This window comes from Kribbella lupini, assembly GCF_039529595.1.
GTDB classification, from domain to species: Bacteria; Actinomycetota; Actinomycetes; order Propionibacteriales; family Kribbellaceae; genus Kribbella; species Kribbella lupini.
This window is the reverse complement of the sequence record NZ_BAAANC010000001.1, coordinates 2596039-2620621: the sequence shown is the minus strand read 5'-3', so window position 1 is coordinate 2620621 and position 24583 is coordinate 2596039. Positions and strand designations below refer to the sequence as shown.

16 protein-coding genes are annotated in these 24583 nt (G+C 69.9%); 11 read left to right on the top strand and 5 right to left on the bottom strand.

Features of this window, described 5'->3' with window-relative positions:
- Positions 1-353: 353 nt before the first annotated feature.
- From ABD235_RS12080 to ABD235_RS12040, 9 genes are all read left to right on the top strand, one after another.
- Entirely contained in the window at positions 354-1769 is a 1416-nt protein-coding gene (locus tag ABD235_RS12080; protein ID WP_344173166.1) for a family 2B encapsulin nanocompartment shell protein, read from the top strand.
- Between the two features lie 7 nt (positions 1770-1776).
- Complete coding sequence (locus ABD235_RS12075) at positions 1777-4101, top strand: terpene synthase family protein (protein WP_344173165.1); 2325 nt, start codon at positions 1777-1779, stop codon at positions 4099-4101.
- Positions 4098-5489: a family 2B encapsulin nanocompartment shell protein gene (locus tag ABD235_RS12070; RefSeq protein ID WP_344173163.1), complete on the top strand. Its 1392-nt coding sequence runs from the start codon at positions 4098-4100 to the stop codon at positions 5487-5489. The genes ABD235_RS12075 and ABD235_RS12070 overlap by 4 nt, the downstream gene beginning before the upstream one ends.
- 10 nt (positions 5490-5499) lie before the next feature.
- Complete coding sequence (locus ABD235_RS12065; RefSeq protein ID WP_344173161.1) at positions 5500-6564, top strand: family 2 encapsulin nanocompartment cargo protein polyprenyl transferase; 1065 nt, start codon at positions 5500-5502, stop codon at positions 6562-6564.
- A 12-nt stretch (positions 6565-6576) separates the two neighbouring features.
- Positions 6577-7512: a 4-hydroxy-3-methylbut-2-enyl diphosphate reductase gene (ispH, locus tag ABD235_RS12060; protein WP_344173159.1), complete on the top strand. Its 936-nt coding sequence runs from the start codon at positions 6577-6579 to the stop codon at positions 7510-7512.
- Positions 7509-8615 carry a flavodoxin-dependent (E)-4-hydroxy-3-methylbut-2-enyl-diphosphate synthase gene (gene ispG / locus ABD235_RS12055; RefSeq protein ID WP_344173158.1) on the top strand — a complete coding sequence of 369 codons (1107 nt, stop codon included), beginning with the start codon at positions 7509-7511 and terminating at the stop codon, positions 8613-8615. The genes ispH and ispG overlap by 4 nt, the downstream gene beginning before the upstream one ends.
- Positions 8612-9379 (top strand): bestrophin-like domain, encoded by a 768-nt coding sequence (locus tag ABD235_RS12050; protein WP_344173156.1) that lies wholly within the window; start codon positions 8612-8614, stop codon positions 9377-9379. The genes ispG and ABD235_RS12050 overlap by 4 nt, the downstream gene beginning before the upstream one ends.
- A gap of 6 nt (positions 9380-9385) precedes the next feature.
- On the top strand, positions 9386-10771 hold the full coding sequence (locus ABD235_RS12045) for a DUF6923 family protein (RefSeq protein ID WP_344173154.1): 1386 nt from the start codon (positions 9386-9388) through the stop codon (positions 10769-10771).
- A gap of 231 nt (positions 10772-11002) precedes the next feature.
- Positions 11003-13765, top strand: a complete 2763-nt coding sequence (locus ABD235_RS12040) for an ATP-binding protein (RefSeq protein WP_344173152.1) — start codon at positions 11003-11005, stop codon at positions 13763-13765.
- A 49-nt stretch (positions 13766-13814) separates the two neighbouring features.
- Here ABD235_RS12040 and ABD235_RS12035 read toward each other — a convergent pair whose 3' ends face one another.
- Positions 13815-15869 (bottom strand): phosphocholine-specific phospholipase C, encoded by a 2055-nt coding sequence (locus tag ABD235_RS12035; RefSeq protein WP_344173149.1) that lies wholly within the window; start codon positions 15867-15869, stop codon positions 13815-13817.
- 201 nt (positions 15870-16070) lie between these two features.
- Here ABD235_RS12035 and ABD235_RS12030 point away from each other — a divergent pair, with 201 nt between their 5' ends.
- Both ABD235_RS12030 and ABD235_RS12025 read left to right on the top strand, forming a co-directional pair.
- On the top strand, positions 16071-16886 hold the full coding sequence (locus ABD235_RS12030) for an amidohydrolase family protein (protein WP_344173147.1): 816 nt from the start codon (positions 16071-16073) through the stop codon (positions 16884-16886).
- Entirely contained in the window at positions 16886-17545 is a 660-nt protein-coding gene (locus ABD235_RS12025; protein WP_344173145.1) for a histone deacetylase, read from the top strand. The genes ABD235_RS12030 and ABD235_RS12025 overlap by 1 nt, the downstream gene beginning before the upstream one ends.
- Before the next feature lie 7 nt (positions 17546-17552).
- Here the strand turns inward: ABD235_RS12025 and ABD235_RS12020 are convergent, their stop codons facing one another.
- The 4 genes from ABD235_RS12020 to ABD235_RS12005 form a co-directional block, all read right to left on the bottom strand.
- On the bottom strand, positions 17553-20210 hold the full coding sequence (locus ABD235_RS12020) for an ABC transporter permease (RefSeq protein ID WP_344173142.1): 2658 nt from the start codon (positions 20208-20210) through the stop codon (positions 17553-17555).
- The gene (locus ABD235_RS12015) at positions 20207-20965 is read right to left on the bottom strand and encodes an ABC transporter ATP-binding protein (protein ID WP_344173139.1); all 759 of its coding nucleotides are present in this window, start codon (positions 20963-20965) and stop codon (positions 20207-20209) included. The genes ABD235_RS12020 and ABD235_RS12015 overlap by 4 nt, the downstream gene beginning before the upstream one ends.
- 232 nt (positions 20966-21197) lie before the next feature.
- Positions 21198-23330, bottom strand: coding sequence for a M6 family metalloprotease domain-containing protein (locus tag ABD235_RS12010; protein WP_344173137.1), 2133 nt, complete (start codon positions 23328-23330; stop codon positions 21198-21200).
- 131 nt (positions 23331-23461) lie between these two features.
- Entirely contained in the window at positions 23462-24502 is a 1041-nt protein-coding gene (locus ABD235_RS12005; protein WP_344173135.1) for a beta family protein, read from the bottom strand.
- Positions 24503-24583: the final 81 nt, after the last annotated feature.

Here is a 24583-nt window from a genome sequence, read left to right as displayed (position 1 = left end):
TTGCAAGATCGTCACCGTGTGCGTCTCTTGACGCGTGAGGTGAGGGCTCGGTTACGGTGAGTGCGTATCCAGCCGGACCGGTCGGGCGTGGGGCGAACTGGGCGCCCCGAGCGGTCGTCCGTCGGCCGTCCGTCCCGCGTCGGTGTTGCCGCCGATGCCTGCGACGAGCACGGCCGGGCTGTCGGCTGGACCACGTCAACCATCCGCGACGAGCTGGTGACTGCCGCCTGCTCACGAAGCGTTTCTGCATGCCCGAGTAGAGCTGTCCGTCCGATCGCCGACCAGACCCCGGGACCTCTCGGGGCGCTGCGTGCTGCGCTCGGCCGGTCCAACCGAATGGTGGTGCATTTCGCGTGACCCTGACCGAACCGGCGTCGTCCGACGCCCCAGCGCAGCGACCGCAACTCAGCCTTGGGACCGCCGCCGCGCGGAACCTGGCGACCACGACCAAGTCCGAGCCGCAGATGCAGGGCATCACCTCGCGGTGGCTGCTGAAGATGCTGCCGTGGGTGCAGGTGAACGGCGGCGCGTACCGGGTGAACCGCCGGCTCAGCTACGCCGTCGGCGACGGCCGGGTCACCTTCACCACCAGCGGTGCCGAGGTCCGGGTGATCCCGCAGGAACTGTGCGAGCTCGCGCTGCTGCGCAGCTTCGACGACGTCGAGGTGCTGACCGCGCTGGCCGACCGGTTCGAGCAGCAGGAGTTCCAGCCCGGCGACGTGATCGTCGAGCGCGGCCACTCCGCGGACCGGATCTGCCTGATCGCGCACGGCAAGGTGAACAAGATCGGCGCCGGCAAGTACGGCGACGAGACCGTGCTGGAGACCCTTGCCGACGGCGACCACTTCACCTACCGGGCGATCCTGGAGTCCGAGGACTACTGGGAGTACACCGTCAAGGCGATCACGCCCTGCACGTTGCTGACGCTGTCGCAGGACTCGTTCGAGGAGCTGGTCGGCCGGTCGGACAGTCTGCGCGCGCACATCGAGGCGTTCCGCGCCAACCCGCAGCCCGAGTCCGACGAGTACGGCGAGGCCGAGATCGCGCTCTCGGCCGGGCACGAGGGTGAGGCCGACCTGCCCGGGACGTACGTCGACTACGAGACGACGCCGCGCGAGTACGAGCTGAGCGTCGCGCAGACCGTGCTGCGGGTGCACAGCCGGGTCGCCGACCTCTACAACCACCCGATGGACCAGACCGAGCAGCAGTTGCGGCTGACCATCGAGGCGCTGCGCGAGCGCCAGGAGCACGAGATGGTGAACAACCGCGACTTCGGCCTGCTGCACAACGCGGACCTGAGCATGCGGATCCCGACCCGCACCGGGCCACCGACGCCGGGCGACCTGGACGAGCTGCTCGGGATGGTATGGAAGGAGCCGGCCTTCTTCCTGGCCCACCCGCGCTCGATCGCGGCGTTCGGGCGGGAGTGCACGAAGGCCGGGATCTACCCGGACAGCGTGGACTTCGGCGGGCACCGGGTGCCGGCCTGGCGGGGCGTGCCGATCTTCCCGTGCAACAAGATCGGCATCAGCGAGACCCGGACCAGCTCGATCATGCTGATGCGCACGGGGGAGGACAGCCAGGGCGTCGTCGGTCTGCAGCAGACCGGTCTGCCCGACGAGTACGAGCCGGGGCTGTCCGTGCGCTTCATGAACATCAACGAGAAGGCGATCATCAACTACCTGGTGAGCGCGTACTACTCGGCCGCCGTCCTCGTCCCGGACGCGCTCGGCATTCTCGAGGGCGTCGAGATCGGGCGCGAGGGCTAGGCTCGCGATGAGACTGCCGTCACCACCGGGAGCCGCCGCCCGGCTCGTCTCCCGCGTCGGGCGGGACGCGACAGACGAGCCGGGCGGCCCACCACCTGGGGCCAAGAAGCAGCCGTACCAACTCCCTGACTTCTACGTTCCTTACCCGGCGCGGCTCAACCCGCACCTGGAACAAGCGCGCGAGCACAGCCGCGCCTGGGCGTACGCGTTCGACATGATCGACGTACCCCAGCAGGGCAAGGCGATCTGGGACCTGCACGACTTCGAGTCCCATGACTACGCCCTGCTCTGCGCGTACACCCATCCGGACGCCAGCGCGGCCGCGCTCGACCTGGTCACCGACTGGTACGTATGGGTCTTCTACTTCGACGACCACTTCCTCGAGCTGTACAAGAAGACGAAAGACACCGCCGGGGCGAAGGCGTACCTGGACCGGCTGAACGCGTTCATGCCGGTCGAGGGACCGATCACGCAAACACCGGAGAACCCGGTGGAGCGCGGTCTCGCCGACCTGTGGAACCGGACGATCCCGTCGATGTCGGCGGGCTGGCGGCGCCGGTTCGTGGACACCACCGAGGCGTTGCTGGCCGAGTCGCTGTGGGAGCTGTCCAACATCACCGCCGGCCGCCTGGCCAACCCGATCGAGTACGTCGAGATGCGCCGCAAGGTCGGTGGCGCGCCGTGGTCGGCGAACCTCGTCGAGTACGCCGTCCAGGCCGAGGTCCCGGACGAGGTCGCGCACCTGCGGCCGATGAAGGTGCTCAGCGACACGTTCTCCGACGCGGTGCACCTGCGCAACGACCTGTTCTCCTACCAGCGCGAGGTGGAGACCGAGGGCGAGCTCAACAACGGCGTCCTGGTCGTGGAGCGCTTTCTCGGCTGTTCTCCGCAGCGCGCGGCCGACCTGGTGAACGACATCCTCACCTCGCGGTTGCACCAGTTCGAGAACACGGCGCTCACCGAGGTGCCGCCGTTGCTGGAGGAGCACGCGGTCAGCCCGCAGGGACGGCTCGACGTCCTGAGCTACGTGAAAGGCCTGCAGGACTGGCAGTCCGGCGGTCACGAGTGGCATCTGCGGTCGAGCCGCTACATGAACGACGGCGGTCAGGCGGCGACGCTCGGGCCGAGCGCGTTCCTCGACGGGCCGAAGGGCATGGGTACGTCCGCGGTCCGGATCCTGCAGTCGATGGTGACGTCGGCGCCGTACCGGACCCGGACGCACACGCACCGGCCGTACGAGGTGGTGGAGCCGTACACGCCGCCTGAGCTGTACATGCCGTACCGGGCCAAGATGAGCCCGCACCTGGCGCGAGCGCGGGCCAACGTTCTCGAGTGGGGCGACCGGGTCGGGATCACGGACGGGCTGGTCTGGGACCGGCGCCTGCTCGAGATCGCGGACCTCGCGTTGTGCGCGGGCGGGATCCATCCGGACGCCGATCCGGAGGCGCTGGACGTGTCGACGCAGTGGCTGGCGTGGGGCACGTACGCCGACGACTACTACCCGGTGGTCTACGGGCGGACCCACGACCTGGCCGGCGCGAAGGCGGCGAACCAGCGGTTGTCGGCGCTGATGCCGTTGGACCTGAGCCCCGGGATCGTCCCGGTGAACGGGCTGGAACGCGCTCTCGCGGATCTCTGGCAGCGGACCGCGGGGCCGATGACGCCGGAAGCCCGGTCGTCGTTCAAAGCCGCGATCGACTCGATGACCGACAGTTGGCTGTGGGAGCTGGCCAACCAGGCCCAGCACCGGATCCCCGATCCGGTCGACTACCTGGAAATGCGCCGGCGCACGTTCGGCTCGGACCTGACGATGAGCCTGTGCCGGATCGGTCACGGGCGGACGGTCCCACCGCGGATCTACCGGACCCGGCCGATCCGGGCCCTGGAGAACGCGGCCGCGGACTACGCGTGCCTGCTGAACGACGTCTTCTCGTACCGCAAGGAGATCCAGTACGAGGGGGAGCTGCACAACGGCGTCCTTGTCGTCCGCAACTTCCTCGACTGCGACCTGCCGACGGCGTTCGAGACGGTGAACGCGTTGATGACGGCCCGGATGCGGCAGTTCGAGCAACTGGTGGCCGTCGATCTGCCGGTGCTGTTCGACGACTACGACCTCGACGACGACGCCCGGCGCGTGCTCACGGGGTACGCCGAGGAGCTGCAGAACTGGATGTCCGGGATTCTCGTCTGGCACCAGGGCTGCGGCCGGTACGACGAGGCCGAGCAGCTGCACATTCCGCGCAAGCTGCTCGGCGGCACGACTGGGTTGGGTCGGTCGGCGTCGCGGATCCCGCGGCCGGCCAGTGCGAAGCGACTGGAGGGTGCATTGTGACGACGTCTGACACCGAAATCAAGCCGCAGCTCAGCCTGGGAACCGCGGCGGCGCGGCAGCTGGCGAGCACGACCAAGTCCGTCCCGCAGATGCAGGGCATCTCGCCGCGCTGGCTGCTGCGGGTCCTGCCGTGGGTGGAGACCAAGGGCGGCGCGTACCGGGTGAACCGCCGGACCAGCTTCGCGATCGGCGACGGCCGGCTCAGCTTCTCCGTCACCGGCGCCGACGTCCGGGTGATCCCGCAGGAGCTGACCGAGCTGCCGCCGCTGCGTGGACTGGGCGACCCCGATCTCCTGCAGGAGCTGGCGAACCGCTTCGGCGTGGAGGAGTACGAGCCCGGCTACTCGCTCACTGAGTTCGGCAGCCGGATCGACGACGTCCTGCTGCTTGCCCACGGCAAGATCAGCAAGGTCGGTGTGGGCCAGTACGGCGACGGGACCGATCTCGGGACCTCGGCGGACGGCGACTACCTGGGCGAGCAGCTCTTTCTCGACCCGCCGGAGAGCATCTGGGAGTACACGGCCCGGACGACGACGCGCTGCACCGTACTGCGCCTGACCCGGCAGTCGCTCGACGAGCTGAAGGACCGGTCCGAGACCCTGCGGACCTACCTGGACGACGTCCGGTCCCGGCCGCGCCCGCCGCAGAACAAGAACGGAGAGGCGGAGATCGCGCTCTCCTCGGGGCACACCGGCGAGGACGACCTGCCGGGGACGTTCGTGGGCTACGACCCGGCGCCGCGGGAGTACGAGCTGAGCGTCGCGCAGACGATCCTGCGGGTGCACACCCGGGTGTCCGATCTCTACAACCACCCGATGAACCAGACCGAGCAGCAGCTGCGGCTGACCATCGAGGCGCTCCGCGAACGCCAGGAGCACGAGCTGATCAACAACCGCGACTTCGGGCTGCTGCACAACGTGGACTTCAAGCAGTGTCTGTACCCGCGCAGCGGTCCGCCGACCCCGGACGACTTCGACGAGCTGCTCACCCGGCGCCGCAAGCCGCGGGCGCTGCTGGCCCACCCGCGCGCGATCGCGGCGTTCGGCCGGGAGTGCACGAAGGCCGGCGTGTACCCGGAGAGCACGCTCGTCGAGGGACAGCGCGTTCAGTCCTGGCGCGGCGTCCCGATCCTGCCCTGCAACAAGATCCCGATCACCGCGGACAACACGACGTCGGTGCTGGTGATGCGTACCGGGCTCGAGGACGAGGGAGTCATCGGCCTGCGTCAGACCGGTCTGCCGGACGAGGTCGAGCCCGGCCTGAACGCCCGCTTCATGGGCATCAACGAGAAGGCCGTCACGTCGTACCTGGTCAGCACCTACTACTCCGCCGCGGTCCTGGTCCCTGACGCCCTCGGCGTTCTCGAGCACGTCGAACTCGGCGGATGAGGAGCCTGCGATGACGACAGTCGAACAGACCGGTCCGTCCACGGACCCACCGGTCCAGCGCACGGCGATCCCGGCTCAGCAGCTGCTGGCCTGGTCGCGGGACCAGGTGGAGCCGGCGCTGCGAGCAGCGGTCGGAAGGATGCCACTGGCAACACAGCGGATCACGAACTACCACTTCGGCTGGGAGGACGAGGACGGGACGCCGACCCGCGCGGACGGCGGGAAGGCGCTCCGCCCGGCGCTCGCCCTGCTCGCTTCGCAGGCCGTCGGCGGTACGGCGGCCGACGGCGTACCGGCGGCGGTCGCGGTCGAGCTGGTGCACAACTTCTCGCTCCTGCACGACGACGTGATGGACTGCGACACGACCCGCCGGCACCGGCCGACGGCGTGGACGGTCTTCGGTCTCGGGCCGGCGATCCTGGCCGGGGACGCCCTGCTCAGCTTGGCGTTCGACGTACTGGTTGCCAGCGGCCACCATGCCGCCGACGAGGCCGCGAAGATGCTGGGTCAGGCCGTGCAGGAGCTGGTCGAGGGGCAGTTGGCCGACGCGCACTTCGAGACCAGGAGCGAGGTCGCGCTCTCCGAGTGCGTCCGGATGGCGCAGTTGAAGACCGGCGCGCTGCTCGGCTGCTCGACCGCGCTCGGGGCGCTGCTCGGGGGAGGCCGCCCTGAACAGGTCGAGCACCTGCGGCTCTTCGGCGAGGACCTCGGACTCGCCTACCAGTACGTCGACGACCTGCTCGGCATCTGGGGTGATCCCCGGGTCACCGGCAAGCCGGTGCACTCCGATCTGCGCCGGCGCAAGAAGTCGTTGCCGGTGGTCGCCGCGCTGAGCTCGGGCACGGAGGCCGGGCAGGCACTCGGCGACCTGTACAGCGGGACGCACGACCTGTCCGCCGACGAGTTGATCCGTGCGGCCGACCTGATCGAGCACGCGGGATCGCGCGCGCAGAGCCAGGCCCAGGCCGACGCCCTGCTCACCGCGGCCCTGGGGGAACTCCGGTCGGCGACGACCGGGCGGCCGGCGGACGACCTGGAGCGGCTGGCGCGATTGGCGACCCGCCGGGACCGATGAGTTGGGGGAGCTATGCCGAAACGCACCATCTTGCTGGCGTCGCCGCGGTCGTTCTGTGCCGGCGTCGAACGGGCGATCGAGATCGTCGAGGTCCTGCTCGAGCAACGCCGGCCACCGGTCTACGTCCGCAAGCAGATCGTCCACAACAAGCACGTCGTGGCTGACCTGGAGAGCCGTGGCGCCGTCTTCGTCGAGGAGCTGGACGAGGTCCCGGACGGCGCGACGGTCGTGTTCTCGGCCCACGGGGTGGCGCCCGCGGTCCGTGCCGAGGGGGAGCGGCGCGGGCTGGACGTGGTCGACGCGACCTGCCCGCTGGTGACGAAGGTGCACGCCGAGGCCCGCCGGTACGCCGCGCGCGGCGACACCGTCGTACTGATCGGGCACGCCGGTCACGAGGAGGTCGAGGGGACGATGGGGGAGGCCCTGGAACAGACCGTGCTGGTCGAGAGTGTCGAGGACGTCGCGGCGCTGGAGGTCGAGGATCCTTCGCGGGTCTCCTACCTGACCCAGACCACCCTGGCGGTCGACGAGACGACGGCGATCCTCGATGCCCTGCGCAACAAGTTCGCGGGGTTGCGCGGACCTGACTCGGCGGACATCTGTTACGCGACCACCAACCGGCAGGAAGCGCTGGGAGCGCTCTCGGAGGAGGCCGATCTCGTGCTCGTGGTCGGGTCGGTGAACTCGTCCAACTCGGTGCGCCTGGTCGAGCTGGCCGAACGCCGGGGCACTCCGGCGTACCTGATCGACGACGCTTCCGGGGTCCGGGAGGAGTGGCTGGACGGCGTCGAGGTGATCGGCCTGACCGCGGGAGCGTCGGCGCCGCCGCGGCTGGTCGAGGGCGTGATCGCGGCGATCCGCGAGCGCGGTCCGGTCGAGGTGGTCGAGCGGGAAGTCGCTCAGGAGACGATCCACTTCACGTTGCCGGTGGCGGTGAGGAACGCATGACCGCGGTGTCGTTGGGGATGCCGCCGCTTCCCGTCGTACGGCGGAAGTCGCGGCAGGTGATGGTCGGGTCGGTGCCGGTCGGCGGTGGCTCGCCGGTGTCGGTGCAGTCGATGACGACCACGCCGACCGCCGACGTGAACGCGACCCTGCAGCAGATCGCCGAGCTGACCGCGGCCGGCTGCCAGATCGTGCGGGTCGCCGTACCGTCGCAGGACGACGCCGACGCGCTGCCCGCGATCGCGGCGCGGTCGCAGTTGCCGGTGATCGCGGACATCCACTTCCAGCCCAAGTACGTGTACGCCGCGATCGACGCGGGCTGTGCCGGAGTGCGGGTGAACCCTGGCAACATCCGCAAGTTCGACGACCAGGTCGGGGGCATCGCGCGGGCCGCGTCGGCGGCCGGCGTACCGATCCGGATCGGCGTGAACGCGGGCTCGCTGGACCAGCGGCTGCTGGCCAAGCACGGCAAGGCGACGGCCGCCGCGCTGGTCGAGTCGGCGTTGTGGGAGTGCTCGCTGTTCGAGGAGCACGGGTACCGCGATCTCAAGATCTCGGTCAAGCATCACGACCCGCTGGTGATGATCGCGGCGTACCGCGAACTGGCCCGGCGCTGCGACTACCCGCTGCACCTGGGCGTGACCGAGGCCGGGCCGTCGCTGCAGGGAACCATCAAGTCGGCGGTCGGATTCGGCGTACTGCTGGCCGAGGGCATCGGAGACACGATCCGGGTCTCGCTGTCCGCGCCAGTGGTCGAGGAGGTCAAGGTCGGCGCCGGGATCCTGGAGTCGCTGGGGTTGCGGCCGCGGACCTTGGAGATCGTCTCGTGCCCGTCGTGCGGGCGGGCGCAGGTCGACGTGTACACGCTGACCGAGAAGGTCGCCGCGGCGTTCGAAGGCTTCCCGGTGCCGCTGCGGGTCGCCGTCATGGGGTGCGTCGTGAACGGGCCCGGAGAGGCCAGAGAGGCCGATCTCGGGGTCTCGTCGGGCAACGGGAAAGGCCAGATCTTCGTCCGGGGCGAGGTGGTCCGGACCGTACCGGAAAGCCAGATCGTCGAGGCACTGCTCGAGGAGGCGCTCGGGCGTGAGTGGGGAGCACACGCATGACGATGACCTTCAACGGTCTGTTCTGGGTGGTCGGACTGATGATCGTCACCGCGGTCCTGGCGGTGATCCTGCGCAAGGCGCGGCAGAAGTTCGGCCGGGAGGCGAACAACGAGGTCGCCGGGCAGGTGTTCACGATCGTCGGTGGGGTGAACGTCGTGGTCGCGGCGTTCGTGCTGATCTCGCTGTTCGACGCGACCGACAAGGCGGACGAGAACAACTACCAGGAGGCGAACTCGCTGGTCGCGGTCCAGTGGGCGAGCGACTCGCTGGCCGAGCCGGCTCGGACCAAGATCGGTGAACTGACCCGGGCGTACGCGACGGAGGTCGCCGAGCAGGAGTGGCCGGACCTGCGCTCCGGTACGCCGGTGAACGACCGCGGGTGGGAGCTGCTGACCCAGCTGCAGAACGAGATCGAGGCGGTTCCGACCAAGAGCGACCGCGAGGAGGACAGCCGGGTCGAGGCGTCGAACCAGTTGTGGAACGTGTACCAGGCCCGCCAGGTGCGGCTGAACTCCGCGGGGAGCGGGGTGAGCGCGGTGGTGTGGTTCGCGATCCTGGTCGGGAGTGTGATGTCGATCGGGTTGATGTTCATGTTCGGCGGACCGGGCGTGTACTCGTACGCCGTGATCGTGTCGATGCTGTCGGGGGCGATCGCCCTGCTGCTGTTCGCGATCTACCAGCTGCAGAACCCGTTCAGCGGGGGAGCGAACATCGGGCCGGATGCGTTCGTGGCAGCGCTGTCCCGCCTGAGCCGCGGAGGGTGAGCGCGGATGCGAGGGGGGTTTGAGGGGGTGGGGCCGGGCGGCCCGATCCCGACCGGCCGATGGCCTCTGGAGGCCGGGCGCGGCCACGCGCTCGCCGCTGCCCGTCGGCGGCAGCACCTGCGCGCCCGCCGGGCTGGAGCGATGCTGGTGGCGGCTGGGCTTGCGGTCGCGCCTGCTGTGCTGGTGGTGGACGAGTCTTCGGCTGAGGCGGTTTGCTCGGTGCTGCAGGTGGATTCCAGCGGGCCGGTTTCGCTGTCGCGGCTGCGGCGGGTGGAGTTGCCGTCGGGGCGGATCAGCGAACTGGGAAAGCTCGACTACCAGGTCGACGCGATGGGCTACTCCCGTGGGCAGGACCTCGTCTACGGGATCGCCTCGCGGGATCGGCACGGCTGGTTGCACCGGAAGCCGCACCTGGTGTCGATCACTCGACGGGGGACCGTCACCGATCTGGGCGAGGTACGGCGTGGGGTCGGCGGGATCGCGGACCCGGCGGCGGGAGCGGTTTCCGGCAATCGCCTGTACCTGCGGGACGCGCTGCGGCTCTACACATTGGACATCGACCCCGGCAGCCCGACGTACAAGAGTGTGCTGCGGGTCGTCCGGCTGAAGACGCTGATCGGCACGTTGACGCTCGACGACTTCGCCGCCGATCCGTCGAGCGGGCTGCTGTACGGCGTGTCCACGCTGGGGATTGGGCCGGCGAAGGTGGTCAGCATCGATCCCGGCAGCGGGGTGATTCGAGCGGTGGCCGCCGTCCGCGGCGTGCCCTCGATCGCGTCGTACACCTCGGTGGTGATGTCGGGGAGAACTCTGTACGCCGTCCACACGCACCCCGGGCTGAAGAGCCGGATCGTCCGGATCACGCTCTCCGGCGAAGCGCGCGAGGTGAGCACCCTGCCGTCGGCCTGGACCGGCGACTCAGCTGGTTGCTTCCAGCAAGCAGCTCCGCCGCCTCCTCCTCCACCTCCACCCCCGCCTCCTTCGCCGCCGCCACCACCTCCGACCCCGACGCCCACACCGCGGCCGACTCCGCGCCCACCGAAGGCGACCCCCGAGCCGCCGCCCCCGCCGACGGTCCGCCCGCCGGTCCCTCGCCCGGCGAGGCCGACGCCGACCCCTACGCCCAGGCCGCGCCCGACACCGTCGCCAACACCGACCCAGGCGATCGAGCTGCCGCCGCCCCCGATACCGACGCCGACACCTCGTCCAACGCCGAGACCAAAGCCACCGGAACCCACCCCGCCAGTGATCAGCATCGAGCCCCAGATGGCGTCGATGCCGAAGGAGGACGACCGCACCGTCCAGGTCCTCCGCCGCTGGTCGATGGCCACGCTCCTGGTGATCCTCAGCAGCGGCGCCGCCATGGCCGCCCAACGCCGGATGCGCCGATGAGGAGGTCCTGCGATCGGGTCGCATGAGGGAGCGACTGGCGGGGAGATTGAAGGTGAAACCGGCTCAGTTCGACTGGGGGTCGGCGGGGCTCGGAAACAGGGAGCGGTCACACTATGTGCGTGATGCGGTTGACTGAGAGTAGTTTGAACGACACAAAAGGCCACCGGACCGGCGTACGGACACGGAGGGTGGCCATCGGTCGCCCGGCGGGGACGTACTAGGCGAGTGGCGGTGCGTACGGCGAGTGGGGACCGGCCGGAGGGTTCGCGGCTGGTCGGCAGGGAGCGCGAGACGCGGCTGTTGCGGGCCGCGCTCGCGGCGGCTCCGAGTCTGGTGCTGGTGGTGGGGGAGGCGGGGACCGGCAAGAGCAGGCTCGTCGCCGAGCTCGCGCGGGACCATCCGGCGCGGTGGCTGACGGGTCAGTGCCATCCGGTGCAGGATCAGGCGCCGCTGACGCCGGTGCTCGAGGCGTTGGCCCCGGTGCTGGACGCCCGGCCGGGGACCGGTACGCCGTGGCGTGGTGAGCTGGTGCCGGGGATGCGGCACTCGGTGTTCGCGCGAGTGACCGAGGTGCTCGGCGCGCTCGGGCCGGCGGTGCTGTTCGTCGAGGACCTGCAGTGGGCCGACCGGGGGACCTTGCAGTTGCTGCGGTTTCTGGCGAGCCGGTTGCCGCGCGAGGTTCGGCTGGTGGCGACGTACCGGCCGGAGGATCTGCGGTCGACCGCGGAGATCACGGCGCTCGCTGGGTGCGTGCGCGCCGGGACGCGGACGACGGAGGTGCGGGTGCAGCCGTTGCCGGCGGCCGCCGTACGGGACTTGGCTACGCAGTTGCTCGGTGTGGACGCGTTGCCCGAGGCGTTGGCTGGTGAGTTGTTCGAGCGGACGGGCGGCCTGCCGTTCGTCGTCGAGGAATTCTTGCGGGATGTGGTGGTGGGGCCGGAGGGACTGATCTCGGCGGTGGAGCGTGCTCTCGCCGAGACGCGGGCGCCGGTCGCGCTGCGGGCGTCGGTGACCATCAAGCTGGAGCAGGTGTCGGAGGCTTGCCGGCGGGTGGTGTGGGCGGCCGCCGTACTGGACTCGCCGGCGGCGGACAGCCTGATCGGAGCGGTTGCCGAGGTCAACGGAATGGAACTGACCGAGGCGGTCGACGTCGGGTTGGCGCGCGGGCTGCTCGGGCAGGTGCGGCCCGGGTTGTACGACCTGCGACACGCGTTGGCGCAGAGAGCGGTGTACGAGACGATCCCGCCGGACGAGTTGCGGCGGCTGCACCGGCGGGCGGCGGAGGCGTTGGCGGCGCGCGAGCCCGGGGCGCATGCCCGGATCGCGGAGCACTCGAGGCGCGGTGGCTTGATCGACGTGTGGCTGGCGCAGGCCGAGCTCGCGGCCGGGCAGCTGGTCGCGGCGGGAGAGGCGGAGAGCGCGATCTCGCAGTTGCTGGAGATGCTGCGGGTCGAGGTGCTGCCGTGGACGGACCGGGCGCGGCTGGCGACGCGGCTCGGGCATGCGGCGGTCGAGTCGTCGTTGTGGTCCGAGGCAGTGGTCGCGATCCGGCTGGTGCTGGACGAGGCGCTCGAACCAAGTGCCGATCGCGGGCGGCTGCGGTTGGCGCTGGGCGTGCTGCTGCACGACCGCGCGGGGGAGCTCGGTACGGCGCGACGCGAGCTCGCGGCGGCGGTCGCGGAGCTCGCGGACGATCCGGCGAGCGCGGCCTGGGCGATGTCGGCGCTGGCGGTCCCGACGTCGGGGATGGAGGAGATCGCCGAGCACCGCGCGTGGATGCACCGGGCGACGCGGTTGCTGGAAGGCCAAGTCGGTCAGGGGGACGGCAACCTCCGCGCTCGGCCCGTTGCCCGGGCGGGCGACGCTAATGACCGCGCTGTTCACGGCCGGCCGGTCGGCGACGCGGACGGCGATGGTCGACAGACCCGAGGCGACGGTTCCAGCGCGGTCGCGCGCACGATGGTGCGGCGGAACCGGGTGCGGCTGGGCCTGGCGTTGGGGGACCTCTCGGAGGTGGACGACTCGGCGTACTCGGCGCGGGGACTGTTGTGGCTCGGGCATGACCGGCGAAGTGCCGCGCTGCCGGCGGGTGTGGGGACGCGGTTGTGGCAGGCGTGGCTCGCGGGGGACTGGGAGTTGTTGCCGGAGAGGTTGCTGCGGGCAGCCGCCGTGGGGAAGTCGGCGCCTTTGGTGCAGGCGGAGCTCGACCTGATCAGCGGGCGGATGCGGTTGGCTCACGGAGATGTTGCCGGGGCCAAGGAGTTGTTGCTGTCGGTCGGCGGGGAGTTGCCGGTGCGCGCGGCGGCGTTGGCGACCGTGGGGCGGTTGCATCTTGCGGCGGAGCAGGGTGGCCTGGCGCTGGAGGCGATCGAGGAGTTCGTCGAGGTGGTCCGGCGCAAGGACGGGTGGGCGTGGGCTAGCGAGTTCGTGGCGACGACTTGTCTGGCGCTGGCTGCGGTGGGGCGGCGGGAGGACGCGCTCGGGCTGCTGACCGAGTTCGAAGCCGGCCTGGTTGGTCGGGACGCTCCGGCGTCTGTTGCCGCGAGCAAGTTGGTGCGGGCGTTCGTGATCGGCGACCTCGGGTTCGACGAGGTGGCGTCGGCGTACCGGGCCATCGGACGGCCGTACGACGAGTGCCTGGCGCTGGAGGAGAAGGCGCGGCGGGCGCTCGACGAAGGAGAGCCGGCGCAGCTGGTTGCGCTGGCGTCGACGTACGAGAAGTTCGGGGCGCGGTGGGACGCGCGCCGCTGCCGGGACGCGTTGCGCGAAGCGGGCGTCACGGTGGCCTCGAAGCGAGGCCGGCGAGGGTACGGGAACGCGCTCTCTCCGCGGGAGACGGAGGTCGCCCGGCTGGCGGCGCGCGGGCTCAGCAACAGCCGGATCGCGGCGGAGCTGTCGGTGTCGGTGAGTACGGTCGAGGACCATCTGACCAACGCGATGCGGAAGCTGAAGATCCGCTCCCGACGTGATCTGGGTCCGTTGGTGGATCCGTAATGCCGCGACCCCGCCGCACGGCGTTGGGAACCGTGCGGCGGGATCGGCGTCAGCGGGTGTGGATGCCGGGGTCGGACAGCCCCGGCTTGCCGGTTTCCACGTGGCCGGCCAGGCGGCGGTGCCAGGTGTCGTCGGCGCTGCTGGTCAGCTCCACGTCGTACCAGCTGTGGCTGTGGAACAGGTCGACCGTGTACTTGGCCGACGTGCCGGCGCGGACGTTGAGCTGCTTCGGAAGGCCGCCGTACGCGTTGGTGACGGTGACGTGGTGGTCGACCGCCGACGAGTTGGTGATCGTCAGATCGAGGTCGCCGGTCCGCGCGTTGTGCCGCGCCTTCACCTCGGGGCCGGGGACCGGCTTGCCGCGGAAGCCGCGCAGGAAACCGTTGGGCCCGTAGACGTCCAGGTCGTAGACGCCGTGCGAGTACGTCGTGTTCCAGCTGTCCGCGAGCGTCTTGCCGGCGCCGGTCGTGTAGGTCCACGGCCCGTCGGTCCGGTTCGGCGCGGCGACGTGGAACTGCGCGGCCGCGGCCGGCCCGGACGCGAAGGAGAGCGTGTACTTGCCGGTGCTCGGCGTCACCGTGCCGTCGACGATCGGTGCGTACGGCAACGGCCTGGTCTTGCGGCGACCCGGCTCCTGGACCGGCAGATTGCCGACGGCGGGCGGCGTCGGCTTGTAGTCCGGGTGCCGGTCGCCGTCCGGCGGCTGGTACGCCGAGGTGTCGGGCAGCCGGGCCGGCCGGGCCTGCTCGGTGGCGAAGTCGAACGCCGAGGTGAGGTCGCCGCAGATCGCCCGCCGCCACGGCGAGATGTTCGGCTCCTTGACGCCGAACCGGCGCTCCATGAACCGGATCACCGAGGTGTGGTCGGAGACCTCGGAGTTGACGAACCCACCGGTGCTCCACGGCGACACGACGATCATCGGCACGCGCTGGCCGAGCCCGTACGGGCCGGCGGTGTACTTGCTGCTGCCCGTGAACAGATCGGGGCCGACGGCAACGGTCGAGAGACCCTGGTTCGCCGAGGCGGGCGGGAACGGCGGGACCACGTGGTCGAAGAAGCCGTCGTTCTCGTCGTACGTGACGAAGAACGCCGTCCGGCTCCAGACCTCGGGGTTCGAGGTGAGCGCGTCGAGGACCTGCGAGATGTACCAGGCGCCGTAGTTGGCCGGCCAGTTCGGGTGCTCGGTGAACGCCTCGGGCGCTGCGACCCAGGAGATCTGCGGCAGCTTGTTCGCCTTGACGTCAGCGCGCAGCCGGTCGAACAGACCGTCGCCTGCGGCGACGTTCGTCCCGGTCCTGGCCTTGTCGTAGAGCGGGTCCCCGGGCTGGGCGTTGCGGTACTTGTTGAAGTAGAGCAACGAGTTGTCGCCGTAGTTGCCGCGGTAGGCGTCGTCGATCCAGCCCCAGCTGCCGTCCGCGTCGAGGCCGTCGCCGACGTCCTGGTAGATCTTCCACGAGACGCCCGCGCGCTCCAGGCGTTCGGGGTACGTCGTCCAGTCGTAGCCGAGCTCGTCGTTGCCGAGCACCGGGCCACCGCCGGTCCCGTCGTTGCCGGTGTAGCCGGACCACAGGTAGTACCGGTTCGGGTCGGTCGAGCCGATGAACGAGCAGTGGTACGCGTCGCAGATCGTGAACTTGTCGGCCAGCGCGTAGTGGAACGGGATGTCCTCGCGGGTCAGGTACGCCATCGTGGTCGCGGTCTTGGCCTGGATCCACTGGTCGTACTTGCCGCTGTTCACCGCCTGGTGCCCGTCGTTCCAGCCGTGCGCGAGGTCCTGGATGAACTGCAGGCCGAGGTTGTTCGCCTCCGGGCGGAACGGCAGGACCTCGCGGGTGCCGTCGGACTGGTGCCAGACCGACTTGCCGTTCGGCAGGTTCGCCGGCCGGGGGTCGCCGAAACCGCGGACTCCCTGCAGCGAGCCGAAGTAGTGGTCGAACGACCGGTTCTCCTGCATCAGGACGACGATGTGCTCGACGTCCTCGATGGTGCCGTGCCGGCGGTACGCCGGGATCGCGGCGGCGGTCTCGATACTGCTCGACATCGCGGCCAGGGCGGCGGAGCCACCGGCCAGCTGCAGGAACCTGCGACGGTTGACTTCTGCCATGCTGCATCTCCTCGTGGGCGGGTCGGGTCGGAGTTTTCACCATCAGCACTGCGTCGCAGACACCCGCTCACGAACAGTCGAAGGACGGCACGTGAACGAGCGCCGCGCAGGACGCTACGCGCGAAACTGTCCGTTAACAAGATTAAACGTGCAGTGAATTGCAGACCCGCTGGTCGGCCGGTCGCTGGGTACGGTGAGGTCGTGGACATCGTCGACGCATGGATGCAGCACCCGACCGAACGGATGCTGGCCCAGGACTGGCTCGCCTCACTGCGGCGATGGGTCGGCACCGAGGAACTGTCGACCGCGCTCCCGCTGGAGCGCACGATCGCGGCGATGGATGCCGGCGGTGTGACCACCGGGCTGATCAGCGCCTGGTACGCCGCCGAAGGCCCGCTCGTGTCGAACGACGAGGTCGCGGACTTCGTCGCGCAGTACCCGGACCGCCTGGTCGGCGTCGCGTCGGTCGACCTGCGGGAGCCGGTCAAGGCCGTGCGCGAGCTGCGGCGCGCGGTGAGAGAGCGCGGTCTGCGCGCTCTCCGGATTGTGCCCTGGGTGTGGGGCCTGCCGCCGAACGACCGGCGTTACTACCCCTTGTACGCCGAGTGCGTGGAGCTCGGCATCCCGTTCTGCACCCAGGTCGGCCACACCGGCCCGCTGCGGACGTCGGAGACCGGGCGGCCGATCCCGTACCTGGACGACGTCGCGCTGGAGTTCCCGGAGCTGACGATCGTTGCCGGACACATCGGGTATCCGTGGACCGCGGAGATGATCGCGCTGGCGACGAAGTACCCGAACGTCCACATCGACACCTCGGCGTACACCGTCCTACGCTACCCGCCCGAGCTGGTCGCGTACCTGCGCACCAACGGCCGTCGCAAGGTCCTGTTCGGCACGAACTACCCGATGATCACGGCCGAGAGAGCCCTGGCGGACTTGGACTCCCTGGACCTCGACACCGAAACCACCGAGCTGTTCCTGGCCGGAAACGCCCGCCGGGTCTTCGGCCTGAACTGATGGTGGAGCGGAGTCAGGTCGCGCGCCGCAGATCGAACGAGCTGACCTGGTACGTCGCCTACGGCTCGAACCTCGCCGGCGACCGGTTCCGGTGCTACCTCGCCGGCGGTCAGCCGGCCGGTGGACGCCGGATCTACCCGGGCTGCCGCGATCCGCGCGAACCTCGCCGAGTTGCCGCGGTCGAGGTGCCCGGAGGTCTGATCTTCTCCGGCGAGTCGGCGGCATGGGGTGGCGGTCGCGCGTTCTACGACCTGGCGGCGCCGGGTGTTGTCGCCGGGCGGGCTTACCTGGTGACAGTCGAACAGCTGGGCGACGTCGCCGCGCAGGAGATGTACCGCGAGCCGGGGAGCGCTTTCGCGGAGGATCTCGCCGAGGCGCTCGACGAGGTCGACCAGGTCCGCGTGATGGGCCCGGGCCGGTACGAGACGATCGCGCGCCTGGGGGAGCGGGACGGCGTACCGATGTTCACCGTGACGGACGTGAACGCCGCAGACCTCGAGCCGTCCGCTCCGAGCGCCGCCTACCTGCGCTGGATCGCAACCGGCCTGCACGAAGCACATGGCTGGGATCCGGCGCAGATCGCCGACTACCTGAGTGAGGCCAGGGGAGTCGCCGGGGCTTGGGACAAGGACGCACTCCGAGGCATCGCCGAACGCTGAGGGCGTACTACTCGTACTGCAAAGCCTCCAAGGGGTTGAGCCGGGCGGCTCGGCGGGCGGGCCAGATGGCGGCGAGGATGCCGACGACGATCGACAAGACGCCGAAGATCACCAACTGGGCGACCGGTACGGCGAAGGCGACCTCTTCCAGCCGCGCCGCGAGCAGCAGGGCCAGACCGAGGCCGAGGACGATGCCGATCGCGGCGCCGATCAGCGCGGTGATCACGCTCTCGTGCCGGATCATCTTCTTCACCTGGCCGCGGGTCAGACCGACCGCGCGCAGCATGCCGAGCTCGCGGGTGCGTTCGAAGACGGTCAGCACCAGCGTGTTGACGATGCCGAAGAGGCTGACCAGCACCGACAGCGCGAGCAGCACGTAGAGCACGTTGAGGATGCTCTTGATGCCGTCGGTCTGCGACTTCTTGAACGCGTCGCGGTCGAGTGCTTTCGCGTTCGGGAACGTGCTCAGCGCACCTTCGAGGGCGGCCGTGTTCGCCGCCGTGACGCCACCGGTCAGGTTGACGAACGTGTAGACGTTCAGCGGTTGCGGGTTGTTCGCGTCGAAGGTCGGCGTCGAGATCGTCACGTTGCCGAACGGCGACCCGCCGGCCGGCGGCCGGAACACCCCGAGCACCTTCAGCGGCAGCGACTTGCCGGTCACCGTGGTCAGCGCGAGCTGCGAGCCCACGGAGAGCGCGTGCTTGTCGGCATAGTCCGCGTCCACGATCGCGCCGTCGGACCCCAGATCGGCGAGCGCCTGCTGCGAGCCCGACCGCCAGTCGAAGGTCAGCAGCTCCGGTGCGGCGGCGTCGACCCCGGTGATCTGGATCCCTTCGCCGAACGCCGACGCCTGCCCACCGCGCACGCTGGTCACCGCCGAGACGCCCGGCGTCGCGGCGACCGCCGCGGCCACGTCCGGCGGCAGCGGGCTGAAGTTGTTCTGCGCCGTGATCGCGTAGTCCGCGCTGAAGATGCCGTCGACGGCGTCCTCGAACGGCTTGATGATCCCGGCCCCGAGCGTCGCGACCAGCGTCACGAGCGCGAGCCCGATCATCAGCGCGGCCGCGGTCGACGCGGTCCGGGCCGGGTCGCGTCGGCTGTTCTGCCCGCCGATCGCGGTCGCCGGTCCGTCCGGCAGCACGCGCGGGAACTCCGCCGTACGGCGGAACGCCCGCTTGATCAGCCAGGACAGCACGAGCAGCGGCCACACCAGAATCGTCAACGTCACCACGGACCACCGCGCGACCGGATCGGACGCCGCGGCCAGCGGCTTGACCAGGCGGGACGAGAACAGCGCGACCCCGACGAACAGCAGCAGCACGCCACCGCCGAGCATCGTCAGCAGCGTCGACGTCGGCAGCCCGTCGACGAACAGCCCGACGACCACCAGTGCGACCCCGGCGATCGCGAGCAACGCCGCGCCGAGCGGCCGGTACCGGTTGAAACGCCCCGGGATCGGCTTCGCGCCCTCCCGTACGGCGGCGATCGGCGGCACCCGCGTCGCGCGCCACGCGGGCCGCAGACTCGCGAAGACGGTGACGAGAATGCCGACCAGCAGGCCCACCACGACAGTGCGGGTCTGGAGCACGAGCCCGTTGTTCGGCAGCGTGAAGCCGACCGCGTCGAACAGGTTGAACAGCCCGGTCGCGATCGCGAGCCCGAACAGCAGCCCCGCGATCGACGCCAGTACGCCGGTGATCAGCGCTTCGAGCACGACCGAGCCGAGGATCTGCCGGCGCGAGGCGCCGAGCGTCCGCAGCGTGGCGAACTCGCGGGTCCGCTGGGCGATCGTGATCGACAGCGAGTTCGCGATCACGAACGAGCCGACGAACAGCGCGATCCCGCCGAACACCAGCAGGAACGTCCGGAAGAAGTCGAGGAACCCGCTGGTGTCCTCGGCGTCCACGGCAGCCTGCTCCTGCGCCGTACGGACCTGCGTGCCGGTGGGCAGAACCTTGCCGACGGCATCGACCAGTTGCTGCGGCGACACCCCGTCCTTGGCGGAGATCAGGATCTGGTCGAGCTGACCGGTCTTGCCGAGCAGCTTCTGCGCCGTACCGAGGTCGAAGCCGGCCAGCGTCGCGCCGCCGATCGACGACACCTCGCCGAACTCGACCAGCCCGGAGATCCGCATCCGCTGGGCCGGGCCGCGGGCCTGGACGGCGATCTCGTCGCCGGCCGCGAAGCCCTTCTTCTCGGCCGTCTGGGTGTCGATGACGATCTCGTTCGGCCCTGGCCAACTACCGCCGACGAGGGTGAGCGCGTTGAACTGCGGTTTGTCCGGGCTGACGCTGTAGCCGAGGTTGGGCGCGCCGCCGAAGACGATCGCCTTGCCGTCGCGGCCGATCATCTGGACCTCGCCGAACACGCTGCCGTCGGCCGCGTCGACCTCGGGCAGCTTCTCGATCGCCGACAGGGCGCTGGCGGCGAACGGCGGCGCGACCCCGCCGGCGGAGTCCGACGTGGTGTCGAACGCGGTCTTGCCGGTCACGGTGGCGTCGGTGTTCTTGTAGTTCTCGGAGAAGATCGTGTCGAAGGCGCTGGTGATCGAGTCGGTCAGCACGTAGGTGCCGGAGATCAGCGAGACGCCGAGCACGACGCCGATCGCGGTGAGCGCGGTCCGGAGCTTGCGGCTGAGCATCCCGGCCAGCGCGAACCGGATCACTGCAGGTCCAGGGTGTCGATCACCTGCAGGATGTCGTGCTGGCTGATCCGCCCGGTCTCCTTGACGATCATGCCGTCGGCCAGGAACAGGATCCGGTCGGCCATCGCGGCCGCGCGGGCGTCGTGGGTGACCATCACGGTGGTCTGGCCGTACTCCTCGACCGACTGCCGCAGCAGGTCGAGGATCTCCTTGCTGGTGCGGGAGTCGAGGTTGCCGGTCGGTTCGTCGGCGAAGACCACGGTCGGCTGCGACACCAGCGCGCGGGCGATCGCGACGCGTTGCTGCTGGCCGCCGGACAGCTCGGCCGGCCGGTGGGTCAGCCGGTCGGCGAGCCCGACCCGCGCGACGAGCGCGTCGAAGTACTCGGGATCGGCCTTCCGGCCCGCGATCGTCAACGGGAGAAGGATGTTCTCCCGCGCGGTCAGCATCGGCAGCAGGTTGAAGAACTGGAAGATGAAGCCGATGTGCTGCCGGCGCAACTTGGTCAGGTCGTCGTCACCGAGGGTGGTGATCTCGGTACCGGCGATCCGGACCGAGCCGGTCGTCGGCTTGTCCAGCCCCGCCAGGATGTGCATCAGCGTCGACTTGCCCGAGCCGGACGGTCCCATCACCGCCGTCAGCTGCCCGGGCTCGATCCGTACGCTCACCCCGTGCAGCGCGCGGACCGCGGTGTCGCCTTCGCCGTACACGCGGACCAGTTCGTCCGCCTGCACGACTCCGGTGGTTTGGTTCGTCGGTTCTTCCGTGCCGATCATGTGCCCCTCCCGGCTGATCAGCGGCCCCCAGCCGAGTTCGTCCCCGTCCCTGCGCCGAGTCTGCTCCTGCTCACCGGGCACCACAACGGCTTTCCGGAGAAGTGGGGGGCCGGTCAGGGTCGATCCGGAGCGCTGAGGGAAAGCCGAGACCCTGTCAAAGGCTCTTCACAGGACCCGCAAGAGAAAGGCCGGGGTGGGAACCAGTGGTTCCCACCCCGGCCGGAAGAGCGGGCTACTTGGCGAGGGCCACGCAGTGGGTGGTGGACTTCTTGGTGGGGTCGGACTCGGAGACCGCGGTCAGGGTGACCTTGGCGATCGAGGCCGAGCGGCCGTCGTACTTGGCCTGGACGGGGACGGCGACACTGGCGCCGGCCTTGGCGGTGGTGAGGGCGTTGGGGAGGTTGACCGACCAGCCGCGGCCCTCGATCTTGGCGGTGAGGCGGTACACGTCGCTGTTCAGGTACTTGCTGACGTCCTCGGGGTGCTGGCCCTGGGGAGCGGCCGCCTTGCCGGTGTTGGTGAGCGGGAAGTTGCAGGTCGCGAGGCCGCTGCGGCTGGGCAGGCCGACCGTCGGGAGCAGCCGGACGCCGCGCTTCGCGGGACCGGAGCCGTCGAGCGAGCGGACGGCGACCGTGTACGACAGGATGCCCTTGCCGTCGCGCTTCACGTTGGTGACGTAGAAGTGCAGCCGGTTCGCCTCGTCGACGTACTCGTACTCGCTGCCGGAGTTCGTGCCGGCGTGGAAGAGCGCGTCGGACAGTTGCCGGTAGTCGCCGATCGTGATCGGGACCTTGGTGCCGTCGGGCAGGACGTAGTCGGTCATGTTGATGTCCTGCGGGTTGGCGTCGATCACCCACTCGAACGGCGCGCGGTCCTGGTCCTTGGTCTTCGCCAGCAGTACGCCGGAGTCCGGCGTGAACGAGTCCGTGCCCATCCGGTCGACGACCTCGAGCGTGTAGTTCTGGTAGCCGCGGCCGTCGCACAGCGGGTCGGTCGCGGTGTTGCAGGCCGGCGCGAGGTCACCGCCGCCGAGCGTGATGTTCACGCCGGACAGACCCGTCGCTCCCGGCTGGGCGACGCGTGCGGTCACGTCCGCGACGACGAGGCCGGACTGCGCGAGCGCGGCCCGGTCGAGCCGGAGCACGTTCTGCTCGTCGACCATCTGCAGCTTGATCTTGTTCCGCAGCATGTGTTGCGCGCCCATCGACGCGCCGCCGGTCGCGGGGATCATCCACCGGCTGTGGGGACCGCCCGGGCCGTTGAAACTCCCGCGGCTGAGCATCTCCCAGATGCCGGTGTACGCCCGGCGGGCCGGTACGCCGTACGGGTTGTTGTAGTTGTCACCGATGCCGAGGATGTGGCTGAACTCGTGCGCGAAGACGCCCATCCCGGAGCTCTCGGCCTGCGTCGACGAGCCGCCGCCGGCGTTCGGCCAGATCGACGAACCGGCCTGCCACGACGTCCAGTCGACGTACCGGGTGTCGGACCAGTTGCGCTGCTCCGGGACCGGTCCGCCGAACTCCTCGGTGACCTCCTCCTTGGTCGGGAACTTCATCATCCCGAACTCCTGCCAGGTGGACGACTCGTCCTGCCCGGCGCTGAGGAAGAACACGAAGTCGAATCCGGCCGGGACCTCGGGGCCCTGGTCGGCGAGCCAGGCAGCGCGACCGTCGGCCCGGATGTCCTTCGAGCAGTCCGAGCCGGCCGGGCAGTCCTCGTCGCTCTGGAACTCCATCGCGTACTCGTACGACTTGCCGGGCATCCGGTACGGGCCGAAGGCGTCCAGCTCGACGCCGTACCGGCCGCCGGAGTCCTCCATCCAGTACTCGTGCAGGGTGTGGCCGCGGTTGAGCGTGCCGGGCTTGTTGAGGAAGTCGTGGTAGAACTGCGCGACCTGGTCGCGGGGGACGCCGTTGGCCTCGGCGCTCGGGTTGCCGAACGGCGTCGAGTTCTTCGTCTGGGTGACCACGAAGTCCTTGTCCGGGTAGTCGACCAGGACGAGCGCGCCCTTGAAGGTCCGGTCCGAACCGGTCTTCGAGGGGTCGGCCCAGTTGGTGCCGGGCGGCTTCTTGTAGTCCGACCACGTCATGTGGTCGGGGTTCTCCCAGTTCTGCGGGTCGATGGGGGCACCGAAGGCGCCGGTGCCGCTGGCCGGGCCGGCCAGGCGGTTGGCCGCGGGCGCCGGCTGCGACTGCTGCCACGGCTGCTGCTGCGGCCAGTGGTCGAACTGCCAGGCGTTGGCGGGATCGGGGTGGTCGGCGACGGTGGCCGGCGCGGGAGACGCAATGGCCACCGCGGCGACGGCCGCGGCGGCGAGCACGGTCACCAGCCGCAGGACAGGACGGGACTTCCGTTGAACGGGCACGGGCGGTATCCGATCGACGATGGGCGGGGACTTACCCCGACGGCCGCGCCGCCGGGCAATTTCCTGCCCAAGCATGCCCTCTTCGACGCGGCTGCGAACAGGAGTGATCCGACGGTTTTCCCCTGTCTTGCTCAGGCCGCCCAGTTAGCGAGGTAGGACAGGTGGTGAGACGTCGCGAAGGCAACCGGCTTGGACGTGGATCCCAATCCCGACCCGCCATTGGTCGCGGCCTCGACGAACTGTTGGTCGCCCCATGAGTAGTGAGGGCCGGCGAAGCTGCTGGACGAAACCAGGTGCCGACTGACCACTCGTAGCGTGCGGGCGCGGGAACTCTCCTCGTCCGGCTCGAGCATCCGTTCCCGGAGGTACAGCCAGTGGCCACCGCACGTGTACTTGACGCTGAGGTGCTTGCTTCTGCGTAGGCCCGGTTCGACGACCGGATGAACGACGCCGTAGTCCCCGAGGCGGACCTCGCTCAGTCCGGCCCTGGCGACGGCGCCCCAGAGCAACTCCTCGTAGCGCGGCTGCTCCCACTGGTCGGTCTGCGCCAGAGCCTTCGGGATCGAACCACTGAGCAGGGTCATCGAACGGAACGTCGCCTGACTGCGCGCAACGTCCAGAAGTTCGCTCGCCAGGTCGGCCAGCCTGTTGTCGGCGTTGCTGACGTAGGCGAGGTCGAGGATCAGGTCGATGTCCGCCGGGGTGCCGCGAAGTCGAGGCAGTTGCTCGGCGAACGAGTGGCGGTCGGGCGTGGTGACCCGTACGGCGTACCCGGCGCCGAGCTCGTCGGCCAGGCGGGCGATCTGAGCCAGCTGCCCGTCCGGTGCGTCGAGGTGAACGACGGGGACGAACGGCACTGGTGACTGGAAGAGGTCGGCCGGAAAGCTGAGGCGGTCGGCAAGTTCGCCCAGCGCGCCAGCGGCTCCGCCGGTGATCTCCGGCGCGTTCGACAGTCCGGCTGCGTCGAGCATGACCAAGCAACCGATCGTGTGAAGGTGCCGCGCCGTAGCGACCGCACGGTGGAGCAGGTACTCCGTCGAGGCGGTCCCGTCGTGGTCGAGTGAGAGCAACGGCTGAACTCGGGACAGCTCCTGAGCACGGCCGAGGGCGGCGAGCTCGCCGGCTTTGGCGCGCAGTGTGACGAGCGTTCGGAACGTACCTGCCGGAGCCATCCACCCGCCTCCCGTCACTCAGAGTCAGTATGTCCCAGCGTAGAGGGAGTGGCCGAACCTCGCAGGGGACACAGGTCATAG